Source organism: Pseudarthrobacter sp. rb, assembly GCF_056389225.1.
This window is the reverse complement of record NZ_JBWJAR010000026.1, coordinates 18076-38590: the sequence shown is the minus strand read 5'-3', so window position 1 is coordinate 38590 and position 20515 is coordinate 18076. Positions and strand designations below refer to the sequence as shown.

22 protein-coding genes are annotated in these 20515 nt (G+C 66.6%); 7 read left to right on the top strand and 15 right to left on the bottom strand.

Translation table 11 applies throughout. The features are described 5' to 3' along the window. Positions 1 to 216 (top strand): hypothetical protein (locus ACWRN3_RS21420; RefSeq protein ID WP_476741854.1); only part of this gene is annotated, 216 nt, incomplete at its 5' end. A gap of 324 nt (positions 217 to 540) precedes the next feature. Here ACWRN3_RS21420 and rpsN read toward each other — a convergent pair. The 3 genes from rpsN to rpmB are packed head-to-tail and all read right to left on the bottom strand — an operon-like array spanning position 541 to position 1252. Beyond that, positions 541 to 846: a 30S ribosomal protein S14 gene (gene rpsN / locus ACWRN3_RS21415; RefSeq protein ID WP_015938870.1), complete on the bottom strand. Its 306-nt coding sequence runs from the start codon at positions 844 to 846 to the stop codon at positions 541 to 543. 2 nt (positions 847 to 848) lie between these two features. Continuing rightward, positions 849 to 1016, bottom strand: coding sequence for a 50S ribosomal protein L33 (gene rpmG, locus ACWRN3_RS21410; protein WP_013602737.1), 168 nt, complete (start codon positions 1014 to 1016; stop codon positions 849 to 851). Beyond that, positions 1016 to 1252, bottom strand: coding sequence for a 50S ribosomal protein L28 (rpmB, locus tag ACWRN3_RS21405; protein ID WP_018763944.1), 237 nt, complete (start codon positions 1250 to 1252; stop codon positions 1016 to 1018). Before rpmB ends, rpmG begins: the two co-directional genes overlap by 1 nt. Before the next feature lie 314 nt (positions 1253 to 1566). On the opposite strand from rpmB, the gene ACWRN3_RS21400 reads away from it, so the two are divergent. The 3 genes from ACWRN3_RS21400 to ACWRN3_RS21390 all read left to right on the top strand — a co-directional run bounded on the left by ACWRN3_RS21400 (position 1567) and on the right by ACWRN3_RS21390 (position 4428). Further along, positions 1567 to 3033: a ferredoxin reductase family protein gene (locus ACWRN3_RS21400; RefSeq protein ID WP_476741853.1), complete on the top strand. Its 1467-nt coding sequence runs from the start codon at positions 1567 to 1569 to the stop codon at positions 3031 to 3033. Further along, positions 3030 to 3581 (top strand): FMN-binding protein, encoded by a 552-nt coding sequence (locus tag ACWRN3_RS21395; RefSeq protein WP_476741852.1) that lies wholly within the window; start codon positions 3030 to 3032, stop codon positions 3579 to 3581. Before ACWRN3_RS21400 ends, ACWRN3_RS21395 begins: the two co-directional genes overlap by 4 nt. A 61-nt stretch (positions 3582 to 3642) precedes the next feature. Beyond that, positions 3643 to 4428, top strand: a complete 786-nt coding sequence (locus tag ACWRN3_RS21390) for an FAD:protein FMN transferase (RefSeq protein WP_255173635.1) — start codon at positions 3643 to 3645, stop codon at positions 4426 to 4428. A gap of 11 nt (positions 4429 to 4439) precedes the next feature. On the opposite strand, the gene ACWRN3_RS21385 is transcribed toward ACWRN3_RS21390, so the two are convergent. After that, entirely contained in the window at positions 4440 to 5201 is a 762-nt protein-coding gene (locus tag ACWRN3_RS21385) for an SGNH/GDSL hydrolase family protein (protein ID WP_324643456.1), read from the bottom strand. A gap of 57 nt (positions 5202 to 5258) precedes the next feature. Continuing rightward, a complete protein-coding gene (locus ACWRN3_RS21380) occupies positions 5259 to 5744 on the bottom strand; it encodes a MarR family winged helix-turn-helix transcriptional regulator (RefSeq protein WP_255173637.1) in 486 nt (161 codons plus the stop codon). A gap of 59 nt (positions 5745 to 5803) precedes the next feature. On the opposite strand from ACWRN3_RS21380, the gene ACWRN3_RS21375 reads away from it, so the two are divergent. Next, the gene (locus ACWRN3_RS21375) at positions 5804 to 6109 is read left to right on the top strand and encodes a YciI family protein (protein ID WP_476741851.1); all 306 of its coding nucleotides are present in this window, start codon (positions 5804 to 5806) and stop codon (positions 6107 to 6109) included. On the opposite strand, the gene ACWRN3_RS21370 is transcribed toward ACWRN3_RS21375, so the two are convergent. The 6 genes from ACWRN3_RS21370 to ACWRN3_RS21345 form a co-directional block, all read right to left on the bottom strand. Next, complete coding sequence (locus ACWRN3_RS21370; protein WP_476741850.1) at positions 6106 to 6972, bottom strand: SGNH/GDSL hydrolase family protein; 867 nt, start codon at positions 6970 to 6972, stop codon at positions 6106 to 6108. The two genes, ACWRN3_RS21375 and ACWRN3_RS21370, sit on opposite strands and share 4 nt — an antisense overlap. A gap of 207 nt (positions 6973 to 7179) precedes the next feature. Beyond that, a complete protein-coding gene (locus tag ACWRN3_RS21365) occupies positions 7180 to 8220 on the bottom strand; it encodes a siderophore-interacting protein (RefSeq protein WP_476741849.1) in 1041 nt (346 codons plus the stop codon). Further along, positions 8217 to 9032: an ABC transporter ATP-binding protein gene (locus ACWRN3_RS21360; RefSeq protein ID WP_476741848.1), complete on the bottom strand. Its 816-nt coding sequence runs from the start codon at positions 9030 to 9032 to the stop codon at positions 8217 to 8219. Before ACWRN3_RS21360 ends, ACWRN3_RS21365 begins: the two co-directional genes overlap by 4 nt. Before the next feature lies 1 nt (position 9033). After that, positions 9034 to 10071, bottom strand: coding sequence for a FecCD family ABC transporter permease (locus tag ACWRN3_RS21355; protein WP_476741855.1), 1038 nt, complete (start codon positions 10069 to 10071; stop codon positions 9034 to 9036). A gap of 56 nt (positions 10072 to 10127) precedes the next feature. Next, a complete protein-coding gene (locus ACWRN3_RS21350; protein ID WP_476741847.1) occupies positions 10128 to 11210 on the bottom strand; it encodes a FecCD family ABC transporter permease in 1083 nt (360 codons plus the stop codon). A gap of 10 nt (positions 11211 to 11220) precedes the next feature. Continuing rightward, positions 11221 to 12309 carry an iron-siderophore ABC transporter substrate-binding protein gene (locus tag ACWRN3_RS21345; RefSeq protein WP_476741846.1) on the bottom strand — a complete coding sequence of 363 codons (1089 nt, stop codon included), beginning with the start codon at positions 12307 to 12309 and terminating at the stop codon, positions 11221 to 11223. 359 nt (positions 12310 to 12668) lie between these two features. Here ACWRN3_RS21345 and ACWRN3_RS21340 point away from each other — a divergent pair, with 359 nt between their 5' ends. After that, positions 12669 to 13163: an FBP domain-containing protein gene (locus ACWRN3_RS21340; protein ID WP_324643466.1), complete on the top strand. Its 495-nt coding sequence runs from the start codon at positions 12669 to 12671 to the stop codon at positions 13161 to 13163. A gap of 68 nt (positions 13164 to 13231) precedes the next feature. On the opposite strand, the gene ACWRN3_RS21335 is transcribed toward ACWRN3_RS21340, so the two are convergent. From ACWRN3_RS21335 to ACWRN3_RS21320, 4 genes are all read right to left on the bottom strand, one after another. After that, entirely contained in the window at positions 13232 to 13723 is a 492-nt protein-coding gene (locus ACWRN3_RS21335) for a hypothetical protein (protein WP_324643467.1), read from the bottom strand. 353 nt (positions 13724 to 14076) lie between these two features. Further along, positions 14077 to 17538: an ATP-binding protein gene (locus ACWRN3_RS21330; protein WP_476741845.1), complete on the bottom strand. Its 3462-nt coding sequence runs from the start codon at positions 17536 to 17538 to the stop codon at positions 14077 to 14079. Then, positions 17535 to 18488 (bottom strand): DUF4194 domain-containing protein, encoded by a 954-nt coding sequence (locus ACWRN3_RS21325; RefSeq protein ID WP_476741844.1) that lies wholly within the window; start codon positions 18486 to 18488, stop codon positions 17535 to 17537. The genes ACWRN3_RS21330 and ACWRN3_RS21325 overlap by 4 nt, the downstream gene beginning before the upstream one ends. Continuing rightward, positions 18481 to 19938, bottom strand: coding sequence for a DUF3375 family protein (locus ACWRN3_RS21320; RefSeq protein WP_255173646.1), 1458 nt, complete (start codon positions 19936 to 19938; stop codon positions 18481 to 18483). Before ACWRN3_RS21320 ends, ACWRN3_RS21325 begins: the two co-directional genes overlap by 8 nt. A 259-nt stretch (positions 19939 to 20197) precedes the next feature. On the opposite strand from ACWRN3_RS21320, the gene ACWRN3_RS21315 reads away from it, so the two are divergent. After that, a complete protein-coding gene (locus ACWRN3_RS21315) occupies positions 20198 to 20500 on the top strand; it encodes a hypothetical protein (protein WP_255173647.1) in 303 nt (100 codons plus the stop codon). The last annotated feature ends 15 nt before the right edge of the window (positions 20501 to 20515 follow it).

The window sequence follows — 20515 nt, the reverse complement described above, 5'->3', positions numbered from 1 at the left end:
CAAATTCAACCAATTACATACATAATCGGTATCAACAAACTTGGCACACTATTGAGTTCTCAAACAACAGACACACCCGGCACCACCCAAACCAACGTTCAGGATCGCTCCGGAGCAACTTTTCAAAGTTACCCGATCCCCGTCTCCGAAGCAAATCCATCTTTCAGGACTCACATCGAATTGAAGACCGCCCCATACCAATTTCCAGCGCCCTAAGGAGCAACCAGATTTTGGCTTTGATTTGGGGGTTTTGGCCACCCGGTGAACAGTTCTTCACTGTCTCCCCCGCGGCGACTTAGAAAACAATACACGCACTCCGGGCCCACCGCAAACCGGGTCTCCGGGGGCCGGAAATCCGCGGTTTTACGCGGCGAAACCCGGGATGGAGCACCCAAGCGGCCTGCCGGCGTCGTAATTCCGGCGTGTGGGCTGCCGCACAGCCCGCCGGCCCGGCGCCCACCTGCCACGGCTTAACGCAGAAGGGCCGGCAACCAAATGGTTGCCGGCCCTCCTCAAGCAGCTGGAATCAGCGGTGCTGGATTACCAGGAAGACTTGGTGATGCCCGGGAGCTCACCGCGGTGAGCCATGTCGCGGAAACGGACACGGGAGATGCCGAACTTCTGGAAGGTGCCACGGGGGCGGCCGTCGATGATGTCGCGGTTGCGCAGACGGATCGGGGACGCGTTGCGGGGCAGCTTCTGCAGGCCCAGACGGGCTGCTTCGCGTGCTTCGTCGGTTGCGTTTTCGTCAACCAGGGTCTTCTTCAGTTCGAGGCGCTTTGCAGCGTAACGCTCAACGATGACCTTGCGCTGCTCGTTGCGAGCAATCTTGGACTTCTTAGCCATGTTTAGCGCTCCTCTCGGAATTCGACGTGCTGGCGGATCTTGGGGTCGTACTTCTTCAGGACCATGCGGTCCGGGTCGTTACGACGGTTCTTGCGGGTTACGTAGGTGTAACCCGTGCCCGCGGTCGACTTGAGCTTGATGATCGGACGTACGTCCTTGTCCTTAGCCACTAGAGCTTCACCCCACGAGCCAGAATGTCGGCGACGACTGCGTCGATACCGCGCACGTCGATGGTCTTGATGCCACGTGCAGAAACCTGCAGCGTGACGTTACGGCGCAGGGACGGAACCCAGTAGCGCTTCTTCTGGATGTTCGGATCGAACCGACGCTTGTTGCGGCGGTGCGAGTGCGAAATGCTGTGCCCAAAGCCCGGCTCGGCCCCGGTCACTTGGCAGTGTGCTGCCATGACTTCTCCTCAAGAATTGAAAGTAATGATCCGCATATCTGCTGCTGGACCATGCTGCCAAGTGCGACCCACAGAATGTACGGGCAACGGTTAGTTACGCAACTTGAGCCCCTAACTACCGGCCACCCTGGAGAAAATTACCGGGCAACCGGAGCAATTGCGCACGCTCCGCGCACTTAGCGCCTACCAAGTCTACGAGTTGACGCAATTAAAGACCAATCGGGTGTATAAGGGCTTGCCCCTGCTGAAAGGTCACAGCCGCCGCTGGTCCCTTTTCACAGCAGGGACATAGCTTCCCCACGCATGTTTGATTCATGAACACGCAGCTCCTGCCGGCGTCCCCGGCCCCAAGCAGCTCCGGCCGCCCGGAGCTTTCACCACCGAAGATACCCGCCCGCGGCTGGTTTGCCCGCCAGTACCGCCAGCGCATGCTGCGGACGGACCTGCTGACCGTCATTGCCTGGGCATCCGTTGCCGCGGCAATCTCCCTGTGGCTGGCCGACGGCGGGGCCACCAACATCACTTCGCCCGCCGCACTGTTCACGGCTGCGGGGATCGTGGCCGGGCTGGCGGGCATGGACCTGGTCCTGCTCATGCTGCTCCTGGCCGCAAGGATCCCGTTCATCGACCGCACCATCGGCCATGACCGGGCCCTGGAATTTCACGACAAACTGGGAAAGCCGTCCCTCTACCTCCTGTTGGCGCACGGCCTCCTGCTCGCCGTCGGATACGGCATGGCCGAGGGACCGGACCCGGTCAGCGAGTCCATCAACCTGTGGGTGCAGGTGCCCGATATGTGGCTGGCGTTCGTCTCCATGGCGCTGTTCATCGCCGTCGTCGTGACCTCCCTGGTGGCTGTGCGCCGGCGCTTCCCCTATGAGTTCTGGTACGTGGTCCACCTGCTGACCTACGCGGCGGTGGCAACGTCAATCCCGCACCAGTTCAGCGTGGGCGGCCTCTTCGCCGCCGGCACCTGGCAGCGGTGGTACTGGCTCGCCATCTGCATCTACACCGGCTCGGCCCTGGTGTACTTCCGCATCCTTGAGCCTGTGCTGGCCACCGTTCGCCACCAACTGACGGTGGCCCGTGTGGAAGCCGTGGCTCCGGGCGTGGTGAACATCGTTATGCGGGGCCGGAAGCTGGACCAGCTTGCAGGAACGGGCGGACGCTTCTTCATCTGGCGCTTCCTGGCTCCGGGCATGTGGTGGCACCCCCACCCGTTCAGCCTGTCCGCGGAGCCCGTGGTCAACGGCCGGGACGGCCAGGGGACGCTGCGGGTTACTGTCCGGAACCTTGGCGACGGTTCCGCCCGGCTGCTCCGGCTGCGGAAGGGCACCAAGGTGGCCCTGGAGGGCCCCTACGGAATGCTCAGCACGGCAGCCCGGACGAAGAACAAGGTGGTGATGATCGGCGCCGGCATCGGCATCACTCCCCTGCGCGCGCTGCTGGAGACCACCCCATTCGCTCCTGGCGAGGCCACGGTCCTCCTCCGCGGCCACACCGACAAGGAGCTTTACCTGGGCAACGAAATCCTTGACCTCTGCCAGGCGCGCGGGGTCCGGCTCTTCCACCTCACCGGGCCACGGGGCCACGGCCAGTCCAACTGGCTTCCCGAGGAGTCGGTGCGCAACGGCTACAGCCTTACCTCCTATGTGCCGGACATCAGGGATGCGGACGTCTACGTCTGCGGCCCGGCGGCGTGGGCGGCCAACGTCATTGCGGATGCCGGGAAGGCCGGCGTCCCCGAGGAACAGATCCATCACGAAAGGTTTGACTGGTGAAAATTCGCGGAACAGTCGCAGCAGCTTTGGCCTCCGCCGGGATCCTCCTGGCGGGCTGGCAGACAGGCACGCAGGCGGGCGGCATCAGCACCGTGGCATCAAGTACGGCGGCGACAGGCACCACGGGTGCCACCGGCACGGGGTCGGCGGGGACAGGTTCGTCAGGGTCGGCTGGGTCCTCCAGCTCGTCGGGCACCACAGGTTCCTCCGGGTCCGCAAGCTCCTCCGGGTCCACGAGCTCCGGATCCTCCAGTTCGTCCAGTTCCTCCGCCTCCGGCACCTACAAAGGAAACACCGTCCAGACCCGGTTTGGCCCCGTGCAGGTCCAGATCACGGTGGCGAACGGGAAGATCACCGATGTCACGGCGCTGCAGCTGACCAACACGGACGGCAAATCCATCCAGATCAGCAACCGCGCGGCGCCCCTGCTCCGCAGCAAGGTCCTGGCGGCACAATCTGCCAATGTCCAGACCGTCAGCGGCGCCACCATCACCAGCGACGCCTACCTCACCTCTCTCCAGGCAGCCATCGATGCAGCAAACCTCTAACCCCATGCCGGCACCCGCCGGCACGGCTGGCATCACTCTAAAGGCCCGCACCTTTGAATGCATGGGAACGGTCATCGGCCTGACGATGCCGGTGGACTCCCCCGCGGAAGGGCAGCCGGGGCTCGACGTGCTCGCTGCCGCCACCGCCGTCGTCGAACGCCTGTTCCGGGACCTGGATGACACGTTTAGCCTGTACCGTCCCGAGTCGGAAGCCAGCCGGCTGGCGCGCGGTGAACTGAAGCTGCCCCACGCGTCGGCACAGATGCGGGAGCGTTACACCGAAGCCCATGAGTGGCGCCTGCGCACGGAAGGGGCCTTCACCCCTGAAAGGCCGGACGGGGTGCTGGATCTGTCCGGAATCATCAAGGGCCATGCCATCCGCGAGGCCGGGACGTCGCTCCTTGCCCTGGGCCGCCGGGACTGGTGCCTGAACGCCGGCGGCGACGTCCTGGTCAGCGGCTCGCCGCACCCCGGCAGCGCCGAACCCTGGAAAGCCGGCGTGGTGGACCCTGCCGACCGCCAGACCCTCATCACCGGATATCCGCTGGGCGGCAACAGCCGGCACAGCGCGATGGCCACCTCCGGCTCCGCTGAACGCGGCGAGCATATCTGGCGGGTGGCGGGCGGGGCCCGTGACGCCGGGTTTGTCCAGGTCACCGTTGCCGCCGAGGATATTGTCACCGCCGACGTCCTGGCCACCGCCATCGTTGCTGGCGGGACACGGATGCTGGACCATGCCGCGGACAACTGGGACGTTGCCGTACTGGCCATCCGCGCGGACGGCTCAATGCTGGCGACTCCGGCGTTCCAGCCAGGGTCGGAAAGGCGCAGCCAGGACCCGCGCTAACGGGACCCGCGCTACAGCCGCGTGAGCTGGGGGTACTTGGCCTGCAGGTTGTCCCCGGAGGATTTGCCGGTGACGCGGCGGACCACCCACGGCGCCGCGTACTCGCGGAACCACTGGGCGTTGGCACGGATGGCGTCGGCCCCGCTCAGTTCCGGGACCGGAGTCATGGGCGGGACATCAATGGAGTGGTCATACTTGAGGACCTCAAGCACGCGCTTGGCCATGTTCGCGTGGCCGGCGGCGGACATGTGCATCCGGTCGTGGGCCCACATGCCCCAGTCGTAGTACTCGCTGAAGCGCCAGTAGTCCACCAGCAGGGCGCCGTGGTCCCCGGCGATCCCGCGGACCAGTTCGTTGTAGATGGCAGTGCGTCCGCGCATGGTGCCGAACACCTTCGAGCCCCGGGCGTCGAAACCCGTGAACATCATCACGGTGGCGCCGGTGGCAGCGAGCTTCCCCACCGCGTCGTTGTATTCCACGAGGAGGTCATCGATGTCCACGCGCGGGCGGAGGATGTCATTGGCACCGGCGTAGATGGTCACCAGGGTGGGGTTGAGCTCGACGGCGGCGTCCACCTGCTCAGCCAGGATCTGGCGGAGCTTCCTGCCACGGATGGCAAGGTTGGCGTAGCCGAAGTCCGGGTCCGCGGCGCAGAGCTGTTCCGCCACACGGTCGGCCCACCCGCGGACACCGTTGGGACGTGACGGGTCGTCGTCACCGACGCCCTCGGTGAAAGAGTCGCCAAGTGCCACAAACCGGGAAGTGAAATCCATGCGGTTAGTTTGCCACCCGTTGCCGGAAGCAACCAATCGCCCGGGATGCTCCGCAGGTCAGCCCTGGGTTTCGCGCAGGATCCAGTGGTCCGAGTCCAGGCGTCCCACCACTTTTTCACCGATCCGCGCCAGGTCCAGTACGTCCTGTTCAGTCAGGGCATCGAGGAACAGGCCACGAACGTCCTCAACATGCGCCGGGGCCAGGCCCACGATGGTGGCCATGCCTTCCTCGGTGAGGTGCGCGGTGGTCACCCTCGCGTCGTGGGGGTGCGGGCGGCGTTCCACCCAGCCGCGCTTCTGCAGTTTGGTCACCACGTGTGAGAGGCGGGAAAGGGAGGCACTGGTGCGGGCTGCGAGCTCGCTCATGGGCAGGAACCGGTCCTCGGCTTCGGACAGCATGGCCAGGACCGTGTAATCGAACAGGGACAGTTTTCCCGCAGCGTGCAGCTTGGTGTCCAGGGCGGCAGGCAGCAGCGTATTGATGCTTACCAGTGCCAGCCAGGCGCGGCGTTCGTCAGCGTTGAGCCAGCGGGGTTCGGTCATGTTCCCTATTCTACGATTGATCCTTCAAGTAGCTGGTGCGCCGCCGGTAGGCTTGCCCCATGTATGTTGTCTCCCTCACCTACCGCGTGCCCCAGGAGATCGTCGACTTCCACAACGACGCCCACATTGCCTGGCTGCAGAAGGCGTTCGACGACGGCGTGTTCATCGCCGCCGGACGCAAGATTCCGCGCACCGGCGGGTTGCTGCTGTCGCAGGCCGAACGGGAAATCCTGGATGCGAGCCTGGCGCAGGATCCGTTCTATACCAATGGGGTTGCCGACTTCGAAGTCATGGAGTTCCATGCAGGACGGGTGGCCCCGGGCTACGAAATCCTGTTGGACACCCCTCCCCAGCCCGCGCCCTAGGGCGTGCCGACGCCGTAAGGGGTGCTGCCGCCGTCGGCCGTTCCCGCGGCGAGCTTCTTCAACCCGCCCTTCCGCGGGACTTTGACCGGCTGGGGCCAGCGCGGGGTGAGGGTGTCCCCCAGCGTGACCCCACGGAGCTTGCGGCCGAAGAGCGGTAGGACCCAGTCGTGGACCCAGTGCCGCTGGCGCCGCTCCCACTCGCGCAGGCTGGGCCGGGTGGGTGGTTCCCAGTCCTTGGGCTTGATCTTGTGCGGCACGCCCAGCTGGTCCAGCACCTGCCCTGCAAGGTATTTGTGCCCGGCTTTGGACATGTGGAGCCGGTCCGAGTCCCACATCCGCCGGTCGTGGAAGGCGTCCAGGGACCAGTAGTCCACCAGCACTGCACCGTATTTATCCGCGATGTCCCGGACCCGCTGGTTGTAATAGGTGTTCCGCTTCTTCAGCGGCTCCAGCAACGCGGACACCTTGACGTCGAAACCCGTGAAGAGGACCAGCGTGGCCCCGGTGCCGGCCAGCCGGGCCACCAGCTGTTCGTAGTCCGCCATGAGCGCCGGCATGTCTGTCTTCAGGTCCAGGATGTCGTTGCCGCCGGCGTAGAGCGTGACAAGCGTTGGCCGCATCCGCAGCGCCGGTTCCAGCTGCTCGTCGACGATGTGCCGCAGCCGTTTGCTCCTGATGGCCAGGTTCGCGTATTTCCACCCTGGCTGCGCTTTGGCGAGTTTCTCGGCCACCCGGTCGGCCCACCCCCGCACCCCGTTGGGCAGCCGCTCATCCCGGTCCCCCACCCCTTCAGTAAAGGAATCCCCCAGGGCAACAAACACCCGCCGCCCGGAGTCAGGAAGCAAGGGATCAAAGGGCACCACGCTAACCTAGCCCCACCAAAGAAAGCGCAGGGAAAGCCGAGGTAAAGCAATGGTGACGAACCCTTGTAGCCGGAACCGGGGGCTTGCGTAGGAGCGCATCGCCGACAGGAGCGCAGTGAAGGCCGCCCGCGGCCGGAACGCAGCGGAAGGAGGTGTCTAAGCGACGGCAAGCCGCCGGTTCCGGCGTAGCCAGCAACGGGGCCGGGGCTACCCTTCGGCTTTGCCCTGCCGCCAGTACCCCATGAACGCCACCTGTTTCCGGTCGATCCCCACGTCGCGGACAAGGTACCGCCGCAGCTCCTTGATGCCCCCTGCTTCGCCCGCCATCCAGGCGTAGAAAGGCAAGGCACCGGCGGGCAGGTGCGGGTTCCTGGAGCCGCTGATGACGGAGGATTCCAGTCGCCCGGGCGTCTCCCACAGGATGTCTTCATCCACGTTGACGTCATCGGGCTCCGGCCCGGCGCCGCCGTCGTCCGCCGTGATGCCCACCCAGCCGGGAACGGGGACGGCTTTGCGCACGGCTTCCTCAAGCAGCTGCCCGTGCGGCCGGGACCGTCCGATGGCGGCGCCGCGGGCCAGCCAGGTGATTTCGATGTCCGCCGGGGAGCTGAGTTCCAGGAAGTCGCCGGCCTGCGGAACTTCCAGGAAGGCATGGCCACTCATGTACGACGGGAGGGTTTCCAGGATCGCGGAGATGGCGGGGACGGCGGTTTCGTCGCCGGCGAGCAGGACGCGCTGGGCCATGCCGGGGCGCCACTCGATGCCGGAATAGGTTTCGGCGGTGACGCAGTGCGCAGCGCGGTTGTTCGGGCCGATGATGGTGAGCGGGTCTCCGGGTCTGGCCTTGGATGCCCAGTCCGCGGCCGGCCCGGCATGTCCGTGGCCGTCGACGTGCATGACGAAGTCGACGTCGATCTCGGGGTACACCGCATCCAGCCGCGCCTCCCGGACCGTATAGGTGCGCATGGAGCCGCGCACGGCCGGGTCCATGGCCAGCCAATCCCGGTACCAGCCGGCGTGGGCAGTGTCGAAGGCGGGGACCGGCAGGACCGACCCGTCCTGAGCCTGCGATGGAATGACCAGCTTCACCCGCAGGTCCAGCGTGGGGCCGTGGACCCCGAACTCACGCAGCGCGTAGCCGCCGAAGGTGATCCTGCGGAACGTGGGGCTGAGCTGCTGAACTGCTGAAACCGTGACCGGGAACGAAAGGCTCATCGGCTGGGTGGCGGCGCTTTGCCGGATCTTCATGAAACGAGCTCCAGTTCGGTGGTGGTGGCGTGGTGGCGGCCGATGGGAAGGATCAGCGGGGTACCGGAGACAGGATCCGGGATGACCCGGCTCTCCAGGCCGAAGACGTCTTTGACCAGGTCCTCCGTCACCACGTCCCCCGGGGAGCCCAGGGCCGCAACAGCGCCGTCCTTCATGGCAATGACGTGGTCCGCGTAGCGTGCGGCCAGGTTGAGGTCGTGCAGGACGATGGCCACGGTGGTGCCCCGCGTGCGGTTCAGGTCCGTCACCAGGTCCAGGACCTCCACCTGGTGGGCCAGGTCCAGGTAGGTGGTGGGTTCGTCCAGCAGCAGGACGTCGGTTTCTTGGGCGAGGGCCATGGCGATCCAGGCCCGCTGCCGCTGGCCGCCGGACAGTTCGTCCACGTCCCGCCCAGCGAGCTCCAGCGTTCCGGTGGCCTCCAGCGCGCGCTGCACCGCGGCGTCGTCCCCTTCACTCCAGCTGCGGAAGAAGCCCTGGTGCGGGTAGCGTCCCCGCCCCACCAGGTCGCGGACGGTGATGCCGTCCGGGGCGCTGGGGTGCTGGGGAAGCAGGCCCAGGGTGCGGGCCAGTTCGCGTGCCGGACGGGAATGGATGTCCTTGCCGTCCAGGGTCACGGCGCCACCGGCGGGTTTCAGGAGCCGGGACAGGCCGCGCAGCAGGGTTGACTTTCCGCAGGCGTTGGCGCCCACGATCATGGTCACCCTGCCTTCGGGGATCCGGACGCTGAGCCCGTCCACCACGCAGCGTTGGTGGTAGCTGAGGGTCAGGTCCTTGGCTTGGAGAACTGCCACGTCAGGCATCCTTTCGGTTGGCCGTGACCAGGAGCCACAGCAGGAACGGTGCGCCGAGCGCGCCGGTGACCACGCCCACCGGCAGCACGGTGCCGCCCAGGAGCAAGGGGGCCAGGTTGGCTGCGAAGTAGTCGGCCGCCAGGACAATCAGGGCGCCCACCATGGCCGACGCCGGCAGGCTGGCTTGGCCGGTGAAGCGGCGGGCGATGGGACCGGCCAGGAAGGCGACGAACGAGACCGGTCCGGCAGCCGCCGTCGCCACTGCTGCCAGCGATACCGCGACGACCACCAGTGCCAGGCGCGCGGTGTTGACCCGGACGCCCAGGCCGGCGGCTGCGTCATCCCCCAGTTCCAGGATGCGCAGCGGCCCGGCGATAAGCCCGGTGGCGGGAACGAGGGCGGCGAGCGCGAGGAAGAGGATGCCGGCGCGGTCCCAGCTGGCGGAGTTCAGGGATCCGTTCAGCCAGACCAGGGCGTCGGCGGCCGTGCGGATGTCGGCCCGGGTCATCAGGAAGCTGACCAGGGCCTGGAGGGCTGCCGCGGTCCCCACACCGGCCAGGACCAGCCTGTTTCCGGCAGCGGTTCCCCTGCCGGTTCGGCGGGCGCCGCGGGAGATCGCGTAAATCAGGGCTGCCACCGCCAGGGCACCCGCCAGCGCGGCCCCGGACACCGCGGCACCGGATGCGCCGAAAACAACGATCGCAACAACCGCCGCCGCGCTGGCCCCGGAACTGATGCCGATGACGTCGGGGCTGGCGAGGGGGTTCCGCAGCATGGTCTGGAACAGGGCGCCGGCCAGGCCGAACGCGATCCCGATCAGGATGCCGATGACCGCACGGGGAAGCTTGTTCTCCATCACGATGAAGCTGGCGCCGGGAGTCTTCACACCGCCGGTGAGGTGGTTGAAGACGATGGTGAAAAAATCCGGGATGGTCACCGTGTAGCTGCCCAGCAGGACGGACGCAAAGAACAGGAGCACGACGGCGGCAGCCAGCACCGCGGTCCGGTGCAGTCGCCCCCGTCCCCCGCGTTGCTCCATCACTTTTGGTCCTTGAGGACCGGTTTTGGCAACCATATCTGATAGCGCAACGCCGGTCACAGGCCTGCCCCTTTCCCGCGGCGGACCAGCCACACGAACACGGGGGCGCCGATCAGGGCGGTCATGATGCCCGCCGGGATTTCACCGGGAAGCAGCACCACCCGGCCAACGATGTCCGCGCCCAGCAGCAGCGCCGGGGCGGCCACCAGGGACAACGGCAGGATCCAGCGGTAGTCCGGGCCGGTGAGGAAGCGGACAGCGTGCGGCACCACCAGGCCAACGAAGCCGATGGGCCCCGCCAGCGCGGTGGCCGTGCCGCACAGCAGGACCACCCCCAGGGCCGCCACGGCGCGGGACATGCCCACCCGTTGGCCCAGTCCGCGGGCAACGTCGTCCCCCAGGGCAAGGCTGTTGAGGGTCCGCCCGGCCAGCAGCACGACCAGCGCACCGGCCGCCAGGAACGGCAAACCCGGCAGGAGCACCGACCAGTCGCGGCCTGCGATGCCGCCCACCTGCCAAAAGCGGAACCGGTCAAGGGTGTCCTGGCTGGAAACCAGGATGACATTCATGAGCGATGACAGCCCGGCGCTCAATGCGGCTCCCGCCAGCGCGAGCTTCACCGGCGTGGCGCCCTCCCGGCCCAGCGAGGCGATGAGGTACACTACGACGGCCGCCGAGGCGGCCCCCGTGAACGCGAACCAGATGTAGCCGGAGAAGGTGGTCACGCCGAAGACGTAAATGCTCGTAACCACCGCCAGGGCAGCTCCGGCGTTGACTCCGATGATGCCGGGATCGGCCAGCGGATTACGGGCAACACCCTGCATCGCGGCACCGGCAAGGCCCAGCGCACCGCCGGCCAGCAGGCCCAGGACGGTCCGCGGGATGCGGGCGTGCACCACGGCGTGGTCCCCGTTTGCGGGATCGAACGCTGTGAGCGCCTGCCACACAGTGCCGAGGGGAACATCACGGGCGCCCACGGCCAGCGATGTGCCGGCCAGGAGCACCAGCACGACGACGGCGGCCAGCAGCCACGCGGGCCGCCTTCTACCCGGAGCATCACCGCGGAGGGTGCCGGGGACTGCCATGGCCTGCACCTGGGTGCCGTTGTCCGCTGCCGGACGCGCCGTCGTCGTACTCATCAAAGCGTGCCTACTTCACTGCATCCGCTGCTTTAGCCAGCTGCGGCAGGAACGTGTCCACGGACCAGGGCAGGCTCAGCGGCGACGATGCCGAGATGGAAAGGGTCAGGGTGTTGTCCGAATCGGCCACCAGGGCACCATTCTTGATGGCCGGGATCTGGCCGAGCAGCGGGTCCGCCTTGATGGCGTCGGTGGTGGAGGCATCGGGAACCCAGGTGACGAAGATGTCCGACTGCAGTTCATTGGCCTTCTCGGCGGACCACGGAATGTAGAACTCCTTGGAGCCCTTGGAGTTGTCCGCCACTACCGGGGCCAGGGTCATACCGATTTCGCTGAGGAAGCGGGGGCGGTTGTCGTTGGCGGTGTAGACGTTCACGCCGTCGCCCTTGGCGGGCTCCAGGTTGCCGTAAATGAAGCTCTTGCCTTGGATCTGCGGGTACTGGGCCACCTTGTCCTTGACCATCGACTCGGTGTCGGAAACCAGTTTGGTGGCTTCGGCCTCCTTGCCCAGGGCCTTGCCGATGATGGTGGTCGAGTCCTGCCAGGACGTTCCATAGGCCACCTCGGGGTGAGCCACGACGGGGGCGATTTCGCTGAGTTTCTTGTAGTCCTCTTCCGTGAGGCCGGAATAGGCAGCAAGGATCACGTCCGGGTTGAGCTTGGCGATCTCCGTGAAGTTGACGCCGTCCGCCTCGGAGTACTGCACCGGGGCCTTTTCGGAACCGAAGCCCGCGCCCAGCTTTTCAAGCGCGGCATCCTTCCAGGGGGTGGAGCCCTTGTCATTGCCGCCCCACTCGTTCCTGGGGACGCCAACCGGAACCACGCCCAGCGCGATGGCGACGTCGTCGTTTACCCAGGAGACGGTGGCAACCCGGGTGGGCTGCTTCTCGATGGTGGTACTGCCGTACACGTGCTCGATGGTGACGGGGAAGGCGGTGCTGCTGCTGGAGCTGCCGGTATCCGCAACGGTGGTGGCAGGACCTGTGCTGCACGCAGACAGCGTGAGGGCCGCCGCGGCCAGCACTGTGGCGGCCTTAGCGGCCGAGGAAAACAGCGTGCGGCGGGTGGTCGCCGGGCCGGGAAAGAGGGGGAACGTCACGGGGCTCCTTGAATCGGGCTGATCAAAACTTAAGTAAGGCTAACCTATGTAAATCGGCATTACGCAACACTTCTATCACCTAATCCATCAACGTGACGAAACCCACATTCTGCGGTTGGCTGCTTGGACAGGACCCGCATCCTTTGGCAGGATGGCCCTTGCTGGTCCGGCTCCAGAGACACCGGACGGCTGAACACGAAAAGGACAACGGGAACGATGCGCACGCAGAGGGCCAACTGGGCCGCCGCTGCCGTGGAGAGCGGGGTGGCCGCTCTGGCCTGCACCGCGGAGACTGACTGACTCCCCCGTTACCCCTCGGCCCGGCTCCGGGACGCCCACCCTTCACGAAAGTTTCAGCCATGCAATCAGTCACGTCCCAGCAGATCCGCTCATCCTTCATCAATGCCAGCCGCTCGGAAGCCGCAAAGCTGACCCTGCCCAAAAACTTCGACTCCCTCGACTGGGACAGCCTGGAGTTTCTGGGCTGGCGGGACGAGAAGATGCCGCTGCGCGGCTACCTCGTAGTCCCGGGACAAAAGGGCCTCACCGGGATCATGCTCCGGGCACCCGAGGGAGGGGCCAAAAAGAACCGGTCGGTGCTGTGTGAGCTCTGCCGGGATGTGTTGTCCAAGGAGGACGTGTTGTTGTGGGTCGCCAAGCGGGCAGGCCAGTCCGGGCGGAACGGCAATACCGTCGGCACCCTGATCTGCGCCGACTTCGTGTGCTGCGGCAACGTCCGCAGGGAGCCGCCCGTCAATGAGATCAATCCCGATCCCGCCGCCGTGGTGGAACGCCAGATCAAGGGCCTGCAGGACCGCACGGCGCAGTTCCTTGCGCGCGTTCAGGCCAAGTAGAACGTCAGGAGAATCAGGCGGGGGAAGCTCCGTTCACGGCCGTGAACGGGACTTCCCCCGCCTGCCGGTCAGCGGTAGGAGAAGCTCATCAGCACCGCCTTCAGCGTCTGGCCTTCGGCGCCCCAGTACCAGGCCTTCGCCGCGTCATCGTTGACGAACGGCTCTTCGGTGAACAGCACGTCTGCGGCCAGGATGCGGTCGCCAAGCATGATGGGGGCGGCCTGGATCTTGCCGTCAGGTGATACGGGAAGTCCCGCAGTGAGCCCCATGCGGTACTGGACCGCTCCGTTGACATGATCAACATAGAACGACGAATGGGGCGTGGGAACGGCCCGGCCCACCAGGCCCGGCACGGGGTCCACCTCCAGGAGAAACCTCGCGGCTGGTCCGGCCCCGGCGTCGCCAACCTGGCTGTAGTAGATGTTGATCTGCTGCTTGCCGGCATCATCCAGCACGGTGGCTGTTTCCACCGAGGGTGATGTGGAAACCTGGTCGTGCTCCACACGCCAGCCTGCCGGGTGGGTGAAGGAAAGCCGGCCATCGGGGAAGGTGAAAGTCACTGGCGCCGCTGGTGACTGGATTGCCGGCGGGGGCGTTGCCGTTGTGGTTGCTGTAGCCGGGCCGGCGGAATTAGCCGCCACGCCGCCACTGGTCGAGCAGCCAGCAACGCAAAGCACGGCTGCGGTGAGGAGAAGCACGGCGCGCTGCGGGAGGCGCATGGGAATGCCTTTCAAGAGGACGCCATTGTTCTCTGTTGGAACAGCGCGGACCCAGCATCCCGCAGTACCGATGGGATTTATTCAGGCGAGGTGTGGTTGGTTATCCCAGAGTGGCACAACGAAAACACCGGCCACCACTGCCGGGACAATAAATCCACCAATTTGTTATTCAGCGGATATTCCGCGGTGTCCGGTTACCGCAGGACGATATCCACCGGGTTCGCCTCCGACCGCCACACGCCCTCATCGCCGGCCCGGGGACGGATCACCGGCGCGGTGAGGACACCGGAGCGGTTGGTGCGCCGGTCCCGGAGGATTTCGGTGACGGAGCCCAGGTGCCGGGACAGGTCGATCACGTTTTCCGGCGCGGCCAGCAGCAGCTGGAAACCGAATTCGTGCAGTGCCTTGATCCCGGCGCCGGCGAACTCCTCGGACGCGAGCACAAAGGCCTCGTCCATCATCACGGTGCCGTAGGTGGTGAAGCCCTGCTCGGCGATGCCCAACTGGTAGCTCAGGGCCGCGGCCATGATGAACGCGGTGAACCGTTGCCGCTCGCCGCCGGACATGGAGCCGGTGTCGGCGTGCATGAATACCTCGGTCTTCTTGCCGCCACGCGGACCGGTGACGTCCCGGTGCTCCTTGCACTGGATGAACAGGTGCCCGCGCACGTCCAGCACCTCGGCCCGCCATCTTCGGTCCTCGGGCGCCTGGGAGCCAAGCCGCTTCACCAGCGTCTCCAGGGATTTGTAGCGGGCGGTGAGCTCGCCGTCGTCGTCCCCCTCAGCGCCGGAACCCTCTGCCCGGGCGGCCTCCGTTTTGGCCGGCCGGCTGTGCCGGGCCTTCAGCGCGTTCTGGATGGCGTCCTTGAACTGCTTGGCCGTGGGCGGCAGTGTCTGCTTGATGTCCAGCTCCAGGTAGCTGCCTTCGTGGAAGTTCACCTGCGACAGGATGCCGTTCAGGGGCAGGATGCGGCTGGTGATGGAGCGGCGTTCCTCGTCCAGCAGGTGCAGCAGGGTGCTGAAGGACTCGTGCGTGCGCTGGTTGAAGAACTGGCGGAACTCCGCCTCCTGCGCGGGCAGGCCGTCGTTCACGATCGCGTGGTAGCGCGCCTCGAACTCGCTCGCCGCGCCGATGCTGGTGCCGTGGTCAGCAGAGATGGCGCTGCCCCACTCACGCACGAAGCCTTCGAAAATGCGGGTAAGCCGCTCCGCCGTCGACTGCCCCCGTGACTCCGCGGTGTGCAGTTCACCCAGCAGCGCGGTCCGCACGCGGTTGGCCAGGTTGTCCAGCTCGTGCATTTCCGTGATCTCGCCGAAGTCGACGAAGTAGGGTTCCAGGGCTTTGACGGTGGCGTCCGACGGCGGCGCCTTGGCCAGGCGGTCACGCGCGGCTTCCAGCAGGCTGTCGGCAGCCGTCAGCTGGCGGTCGAGTGCCTTGTATTCGCTCTGCAGGACGGCTGCGGACTCGGTGCTGGACTGGTGCTTGTGCCGGACTTCCTCGATGGTGGCGCGGAGCGGTTCCAGGTCCGCCTGTGCCGCCAGGGCATCCTTGAGGCGCTGCTCGATCCGCGCCAGCTCATCGGCGGCCACCGCGGCAGACACCTGTTCCCAGGGGCGGTCGTCTTCCGCGATCCGGCGCAGTGCGTCAAGCTGCCGGCTCATGCCCTGGTGCGAATCCTCCCGGCTCTGCGCCAGTTCAGCGGCCTTGGCCACTTCCTGCCGGAGGTCCTCCACCTGCCCGGCCACGAGCTCCAGCTTGGCCGCATTGTCGAAGCCCAGGACGTAATCCTGGCGGCTGGTGAACCGGTCATCCTTCTCCACCGTGTGCCGGTTGCGCTTGACCACGCCGCCCAGGCTGAGGCCCTTGTCCAGGGCGGCCAGTTCGTCAGGATCCTCCACGCAGGGGTAGGCGAAGTCCAGGGCGATCCGCTCGCGGACCCACTCGCCGGCCTCAGCAGCCGCACCCGAGGCGAGGATGTCCAGCTTGGTGAGCAGGTCGCCGTCGCGGGCGTCCTCCACGGCGAGCGCGCCGCCGGCCAACGGCTTGGAGACATCCACTGCCCGCAGCGCGCCGCGGACGTTGTGGTCATTGAGGTAGCGGGTCACGGCGCCGAAGTGCTCGCCGGGAACCAGCAGGGTGGTGGCCAGGTTGCGGAGCGCACGTTCGGCAGCGGGGCGCCACCGCTCTTCCCCGTCGGCGAGGTCCATGAGCTCACCGGCGAAGGGCATGCGGTCCTCGGGGATGCCGGTTGCGGCCGCAATGGCGGCGCGGTTTTCGATGCTCGACGGCGGCAGCAGGGATTTGCGCGTCTTCAGCGAGACGAGTTCCTGCTCAGCCGCGGCCAGTTCGCGTTTCCGGGTGGCGTGCGCGTCGAACGCCTCGAACCGCAGCTCCTGCAGGGCCTGCGAATCATCCTTCAGCTCGGCGGACCGGGCCGCCGCCTGCTCGTGTGCCTGCTCCCAGCCGGCGGCGCTCCACTCGAGCTGGAGGCCGGCGTCGGCCAGTGCCTGCTGGGCCGCCTCCTCCACCTGTTGCCTGAGTTTCAGGCCAACCCGGGCGTTCTCCAGCGACTGCTCGATGGCCGAGATCGCGTTGCCGCCCTGGTTGTTGTAGTCGGTTTCCAGCTGCCGCAGCTCCTTGGCCAGGCCATCCCTTACCGCACGCTCGGCGCCGAGTTCCTTGGCCTTTGCCTGCGCCAGCTCGCGGAAACGGACCAGGGTCTTCTGGTGGACCGTGACGGCCAGCTGCTGCCGGTACGCCTCGAACTCCCCGCCCACCAGCTCACGGAGCCGGTTCGCGTCCAGCAGCGACTGCGCGTATTCCCGGTTCAGTCCCGGGACCGGAACCAGCTGGTCCCGCTGCTGCCGGACGTCCTCGAGCCGCTGGCGTATCGACATCAGGTTGCTGAACTCCTCCACCACATCGTCAGCGGCGGCCAGCGTTGCCGGCGCGTCGAGGACCTGGTCGCGGAAGAAGGTGTTGACGCTGCCGCCAAGGCCCTTGCCGGCCTGGATGACGCGCAGCAGGGGCAGCGCCTGGTCCGAGCTGATCCCCAGCAGGCGCCGGAACCGCTCCGCGAACGCCTTGTGCACGTCGAACACCTGGGCGTGCGGGAAGAGCGCCTCCAGCGCGCCCTTGGTGAAGCGCTTGTCCGCGATGCACTCCACCGCCTCAAGGTCCAGGGGCACGTTGTCGATCAGGTAGAACCGGCCGACGCTGGACTCGGTGCCGTTCTTGGGCAGGTCGAACAGCGCCGAGACCGTCACCCGCGTGCCGGCGGCGTTATCGAACGTCAGGGCGACGGCGGACCAGGTGGCACCCGGGCGCTGGAACGCGCTCGCCGAGCCCTCGCCCACGGCCTTGTCCCCCACCTTGCCGCGCATGTACGTGAAAGTGGTCCGCTTGTCCTCCACGGCACCCGAACGCTGCGCGGCGGCTTCGTTGGACCGTGGCCGGGCATCGAACACCCGCAGCATCGCATCGAAGAGCGTGGACTTGCCCACGCCGGAGTTGCCCGTCAGCAGGGTGCCGTTCCGGTCCACGTGCATCGTGTGCGCGCCGTGGAACGTCCCCCAGTTGACCACCTGCACCAGCGCAAGCCGCATCTGCCCCGGGTTGGTCACGTCCCCCAAGGGAAGCATGCTCGCGATTGTCACTGTCCTGCCTCCTTAGCTGTGGTTGGGAACGACGACAGCGCTGCCGCCCCCGCCCCTTCGCCGGGCGGCATTGGTCCTGCGGACCATGCGCCCGGCTCCGACAGGCCCGATGCCACTCCCGGGGCGGCAGCGCCGTCGTCGTCATTCTCGTCCCCACCTTGGGCGTCAAACTCCAACAGTGCTTCCGTGCCCGTGGCGTCTGCCGAGGCTGCTACCAGGGCCTCGATGTGGGCCGGGATGTCGCCGATGTTTTCGAACGGGAGGGCCAGGGGCAAGGCGTTGGAGATGGTGTAGACGTCATCCAGTCCGGTGGGGAGCAGGAGCTGGCGGGCCAGGAGCTTGGTGATGGCGCGGGTGACCACGTCGGAGTCGCGGAGGGCGTCCTGCTGGCCGGCGGGCTGGTAGTGCGCCACCAGGTCCGTGATTTCCTCGCGGGTGATGGTGGGGTCCGTCTGGGCCGTGACGTGCCGGTCCAGCAGCAGGCGCAGCCGGAGCAGCACGATGGTTTCCACCCGGCTGAGGGCGCGCTGCTGGCGCAGGATGCTGGACCGGGTGCTGCCGCCGATCACCTCCGGATCCACGGGGCGCAGGACGGCGATTTTCCGCTCATGGTCCAGCTGCAGGGTCAGGAACAGCTCGGAAAGGCGGCTGCGCAGGATCACCTGGTTGTCCAGCAGCACTGTCCAGAGCTTTTCGTCCCGGCCGCCGTCAATGTAGGGGCCCTTGAGGAGCTTCACCAGGGCCTGCCGCACCTTCATCGACAGGACTCCGGTGTCGCCAGGGAACAAGGCGGCTCCGTCGACGAAGGTGTCGCGGGGTGAAACAGGTCCGGGGTACCCAGCGCCCGGTGCCGTCCTGGTTTCAACCTGCTCAACCAACGACTCATCCAGGTGTTCTCCAGCCGGGGTTTCCGCGGACTCAACTACCGGCGTCGTGCTTTCCTCAGTCATCTGAATCCTTTGCGAGCGTGACCACCGGCAGGTAGGCCCTGCGGGTGGAGCCGTCTATCTGTTCGAAGTCCAGGCCATCCCAGGCGCGGCGGTCGAAGTCCGCCCCTGCGTGCAGGGCTTCCGAGAGGAGGGCGCGGATGGTGTTGATGTGCTGCTCTTCGGGCGGCAGCTGGTGCCAGGCATCGGCAAGGGTTGCAGCTCCTGCCATGGCCGCCCGGACTACCGCCGGTTTGGCCTTGCCGGTCCGCGGCGAGCGCACCCGGTCCGAGTCCGTGAAGGCGATGGGATCGGCCAGGCGGGGCGGTGCCGCGAACTCGTCGGGATCGAAAAGCTTCACCATGGACAGGGACTCGAAGCCGGCGTTGTAAAGGACCGGCCCGGGTACCAGGCCGGGGCGTTCCCGCTCGTACGGGAGGGACCGGATGGCCTGCTCCGCTTCCCGCAGGACCTGCCGCAGCCGGACCGACTGGCGAAAGTCGTCGCTCTGGACGTAGGTGTTGAGGCTTTCGCTGAGCTTGCCGTAGATGCGCTGGATCTGGCTGTGCTGCTGGCGGAGCTCGGCCACCAGGTTCTTCAACGTTTCCCGGTCGTCGGGCGAGAGGTCGTCGGCGAACTGGCGGCTCAGCACCTCGCCGATGGCCGACCGGAACCTCAGCTGCTGCTGCGGATCCTCCAGGAATGCCGTGAAGGACCGGAACGTCCTGCCCTCGGGACTTTGCCGAAGCCGCTTGTCGGCCTCCAGGACCTGCGCCATGGTGGCGCCCTTGGTCAGGGACTCCTCGATGATCTGGTTGCGGAGGCCGCCCACCAATTCCTCGATGCGGTCACGCATCTTCTTGTAGTCCGCGGGCAGGCTGGCCGCCAGGTCCAGGATGTTTCCGGCGGCCTCCACCGCTTCATCGTCATCCAGCAGGCCGTCGAACTCTCCGGTACTGATGTCCTGGATGAGCTGCTGCCGCTCTTCGATTTCCTCTTCGAGGGCCTCAAGCCGGGCGCTCTGGTCCGGGTTCGTTTCGTTGGCGAGCTTCTCCACGTCGCCCAGCAGGGTGCCCAGGCGGGAGCCGTTCAGGGTGGAACGTTCGCTGGAGAGGCTGTCCAGGAAGGCGAGCACGCGCGCTGCCGGCTCGGTTGCCTCATAAACGATCTGGCCTGACTGGTTGCGGCGGGTCAGGAACTGCCGCCGGGTCCATTCGTCCCCGAAAGCCTTTCCGTTGGCCCCTCCCCCCAGCCCGGGATCCTGGCGGCGGAGCTCCTCAAGGAAGGAGTCGACGTCGGCATGGAATTCCTCGAGCGGAACCTGCGGCCGGGTGCGGGTGAAGGAAGCCTGGAGCACCGCAATCACCCACGGCGCCGAACGGGTCAGGGCCCAGGCAGGCCCCTTGGTGAGGAGTTCGAGGTCCCGGAGCCGGGCGCTGATGGCGTCAGCGGATGACCTGGCGGAGCGGGGCACACACTCTCCTTGGGCTGGTGGGCGGGGGCTGGGCAGGGGGTGCCCGAAGTGGACGGACCGGAAAACTGCCAACTACAAGGTTAACGCAGGCCGCCGCGACCGCTTCGTGACCTACCTGCGGGTAGTGTTTCAATCCCGTATCAACAGTCACATCAGCCCCATCCAGCACTGGCTGGGGAGGCATCCGTCCCCCTACGCTTCTGCTACTGGTCTTCGCCACCGCAGTCTTATGCACAGCAACGTCGCAGCAGGGGGATTCATGCAGTTCGATCTAAGCTCAGTGGAAACGTCAACTCTGGTCTTCATTGGGACACTGGTATTTGGTGCATTATTGGCCGCCTTCGTCCTCACGGCCGGGCTGGTTGCCCTGGTAGTGCTGGGGGCAGGGAAGCTCACCTGGATGGTGGTGGCCAATACCCTGATGGCGGTGGTCCACGGAATCAACTCCGCCTGGGACAGGCTGGTCCACCGCGCCTCGGCCGTCGAGCTTCCCGGCGATTTCCAGCCCCAGCCATCCCCTAGCACCGGAACCTACCCGCGGGTAATCTTGAGGGACAGCTGAAGGGTTCTCCAACCC

What these genes read in the sequence shown, in the direction of transcription:
- ACWRN3_RS21390 (WP_255173635.1), top strand. Translation starts at nt 3,643, where the DNA reads ATGGGAACGGTCATCGGCCTGACGATGCCGGTGGACTCCCCCGCGGAA.
- ACWRN3_RS21400 (WP_476741853.1), top strand. Translation starts at nt 1,567, where the DNA reads ATGAACACGCAGCTCCTGCCGGCGTCCCCGGCCCCAAGCAGCTCCGGC.
- ACWRN3_RS21365 (WP_476741849.1), bottom strand. Translation starts at nt 8,220, where the DNA reads ATGAAGATCCGGCAAAGCGCCGCCACCCAGCCGATGAGCCTTTCGTTC.
- ACWRN3_RS21315 (WP_255173647.1), top strand. Translation starts at nt 20,198, where the DNA reads ATGCAGTTCGATCTAAGCTCAGTGGAAACGTCAACTCTGGTCTTCATT.
- ACWRN3_RS21380 (WP_255173637.1), bottom strand. Translation starts at nt 5,744, where the DNA reads ATGACCGAACCCCGCTGGCTCAACGCTGACGAACGCCGCGCCTGGCTG.
- ACWRN3_RS21340 (WP_324643466.1), top strand. Translation starts at nt 12,669, where the DNA reads ATGCAATCAGTCACGTCCCAGCAGATCCGCTCATCCTTCATCAATGCC.
- rpsN (WP_015938870.1), bottom strand. Translation starts at nt 846, where the DNA reads ATGGCTAAGAAGTCCAAGATTGCTCGCAACGAGCAGCGCAAGGTCATC.
- ACWRN3_RS21355 (WP_476741855.1), bottom strand. Translation starts at nt 10,071, where the DNA reads ATGGAGCAACGCGGGGGACGGGGGCGACTGCACCGGACCGCGGTGCTG.
- ACWRN3_RS21350 (WP_476741847.1), bottom strand. Translation starts at nt 11,210, where the DNA reads ATGAGTACGACGACGGCGCGTCCGGCAGCGGACAACGGCACCCAGGTG.
- ACWRN3_RS21385 (WP_324643456.1), bottom strand. Translation starts at nt 5,201, where the DNA reads ATGGATTTCACTTCCCGGTTTGTGGCACTTGGCGACTCTTTCACCGAG.
- ACWRN3_RS21375 (WP_476741851.1), top strand. Translation starts at nt 5,804, where the DNA reads ATGTATGTTGTCTCCCTCACCTACCGCGTGCCCCAGGAGATCGTCGAC.
- ACWRN3_RS21325 (WP_476741844.1), bottom strand. Translation starts at nt 18,488, where the DNA reads ATGACTGAGGAAAGCACGACGCCGGTAGTTGAGTCCGCGGAAACCCCG.
- rpmB (WP_018763944.1), bottom strand. Translation starts at nt 1,252, where the DNA reads ATGGCAGCACACTGCCAAGTGACCGGGGCCGAGCCGGGCTTTGGGCAC.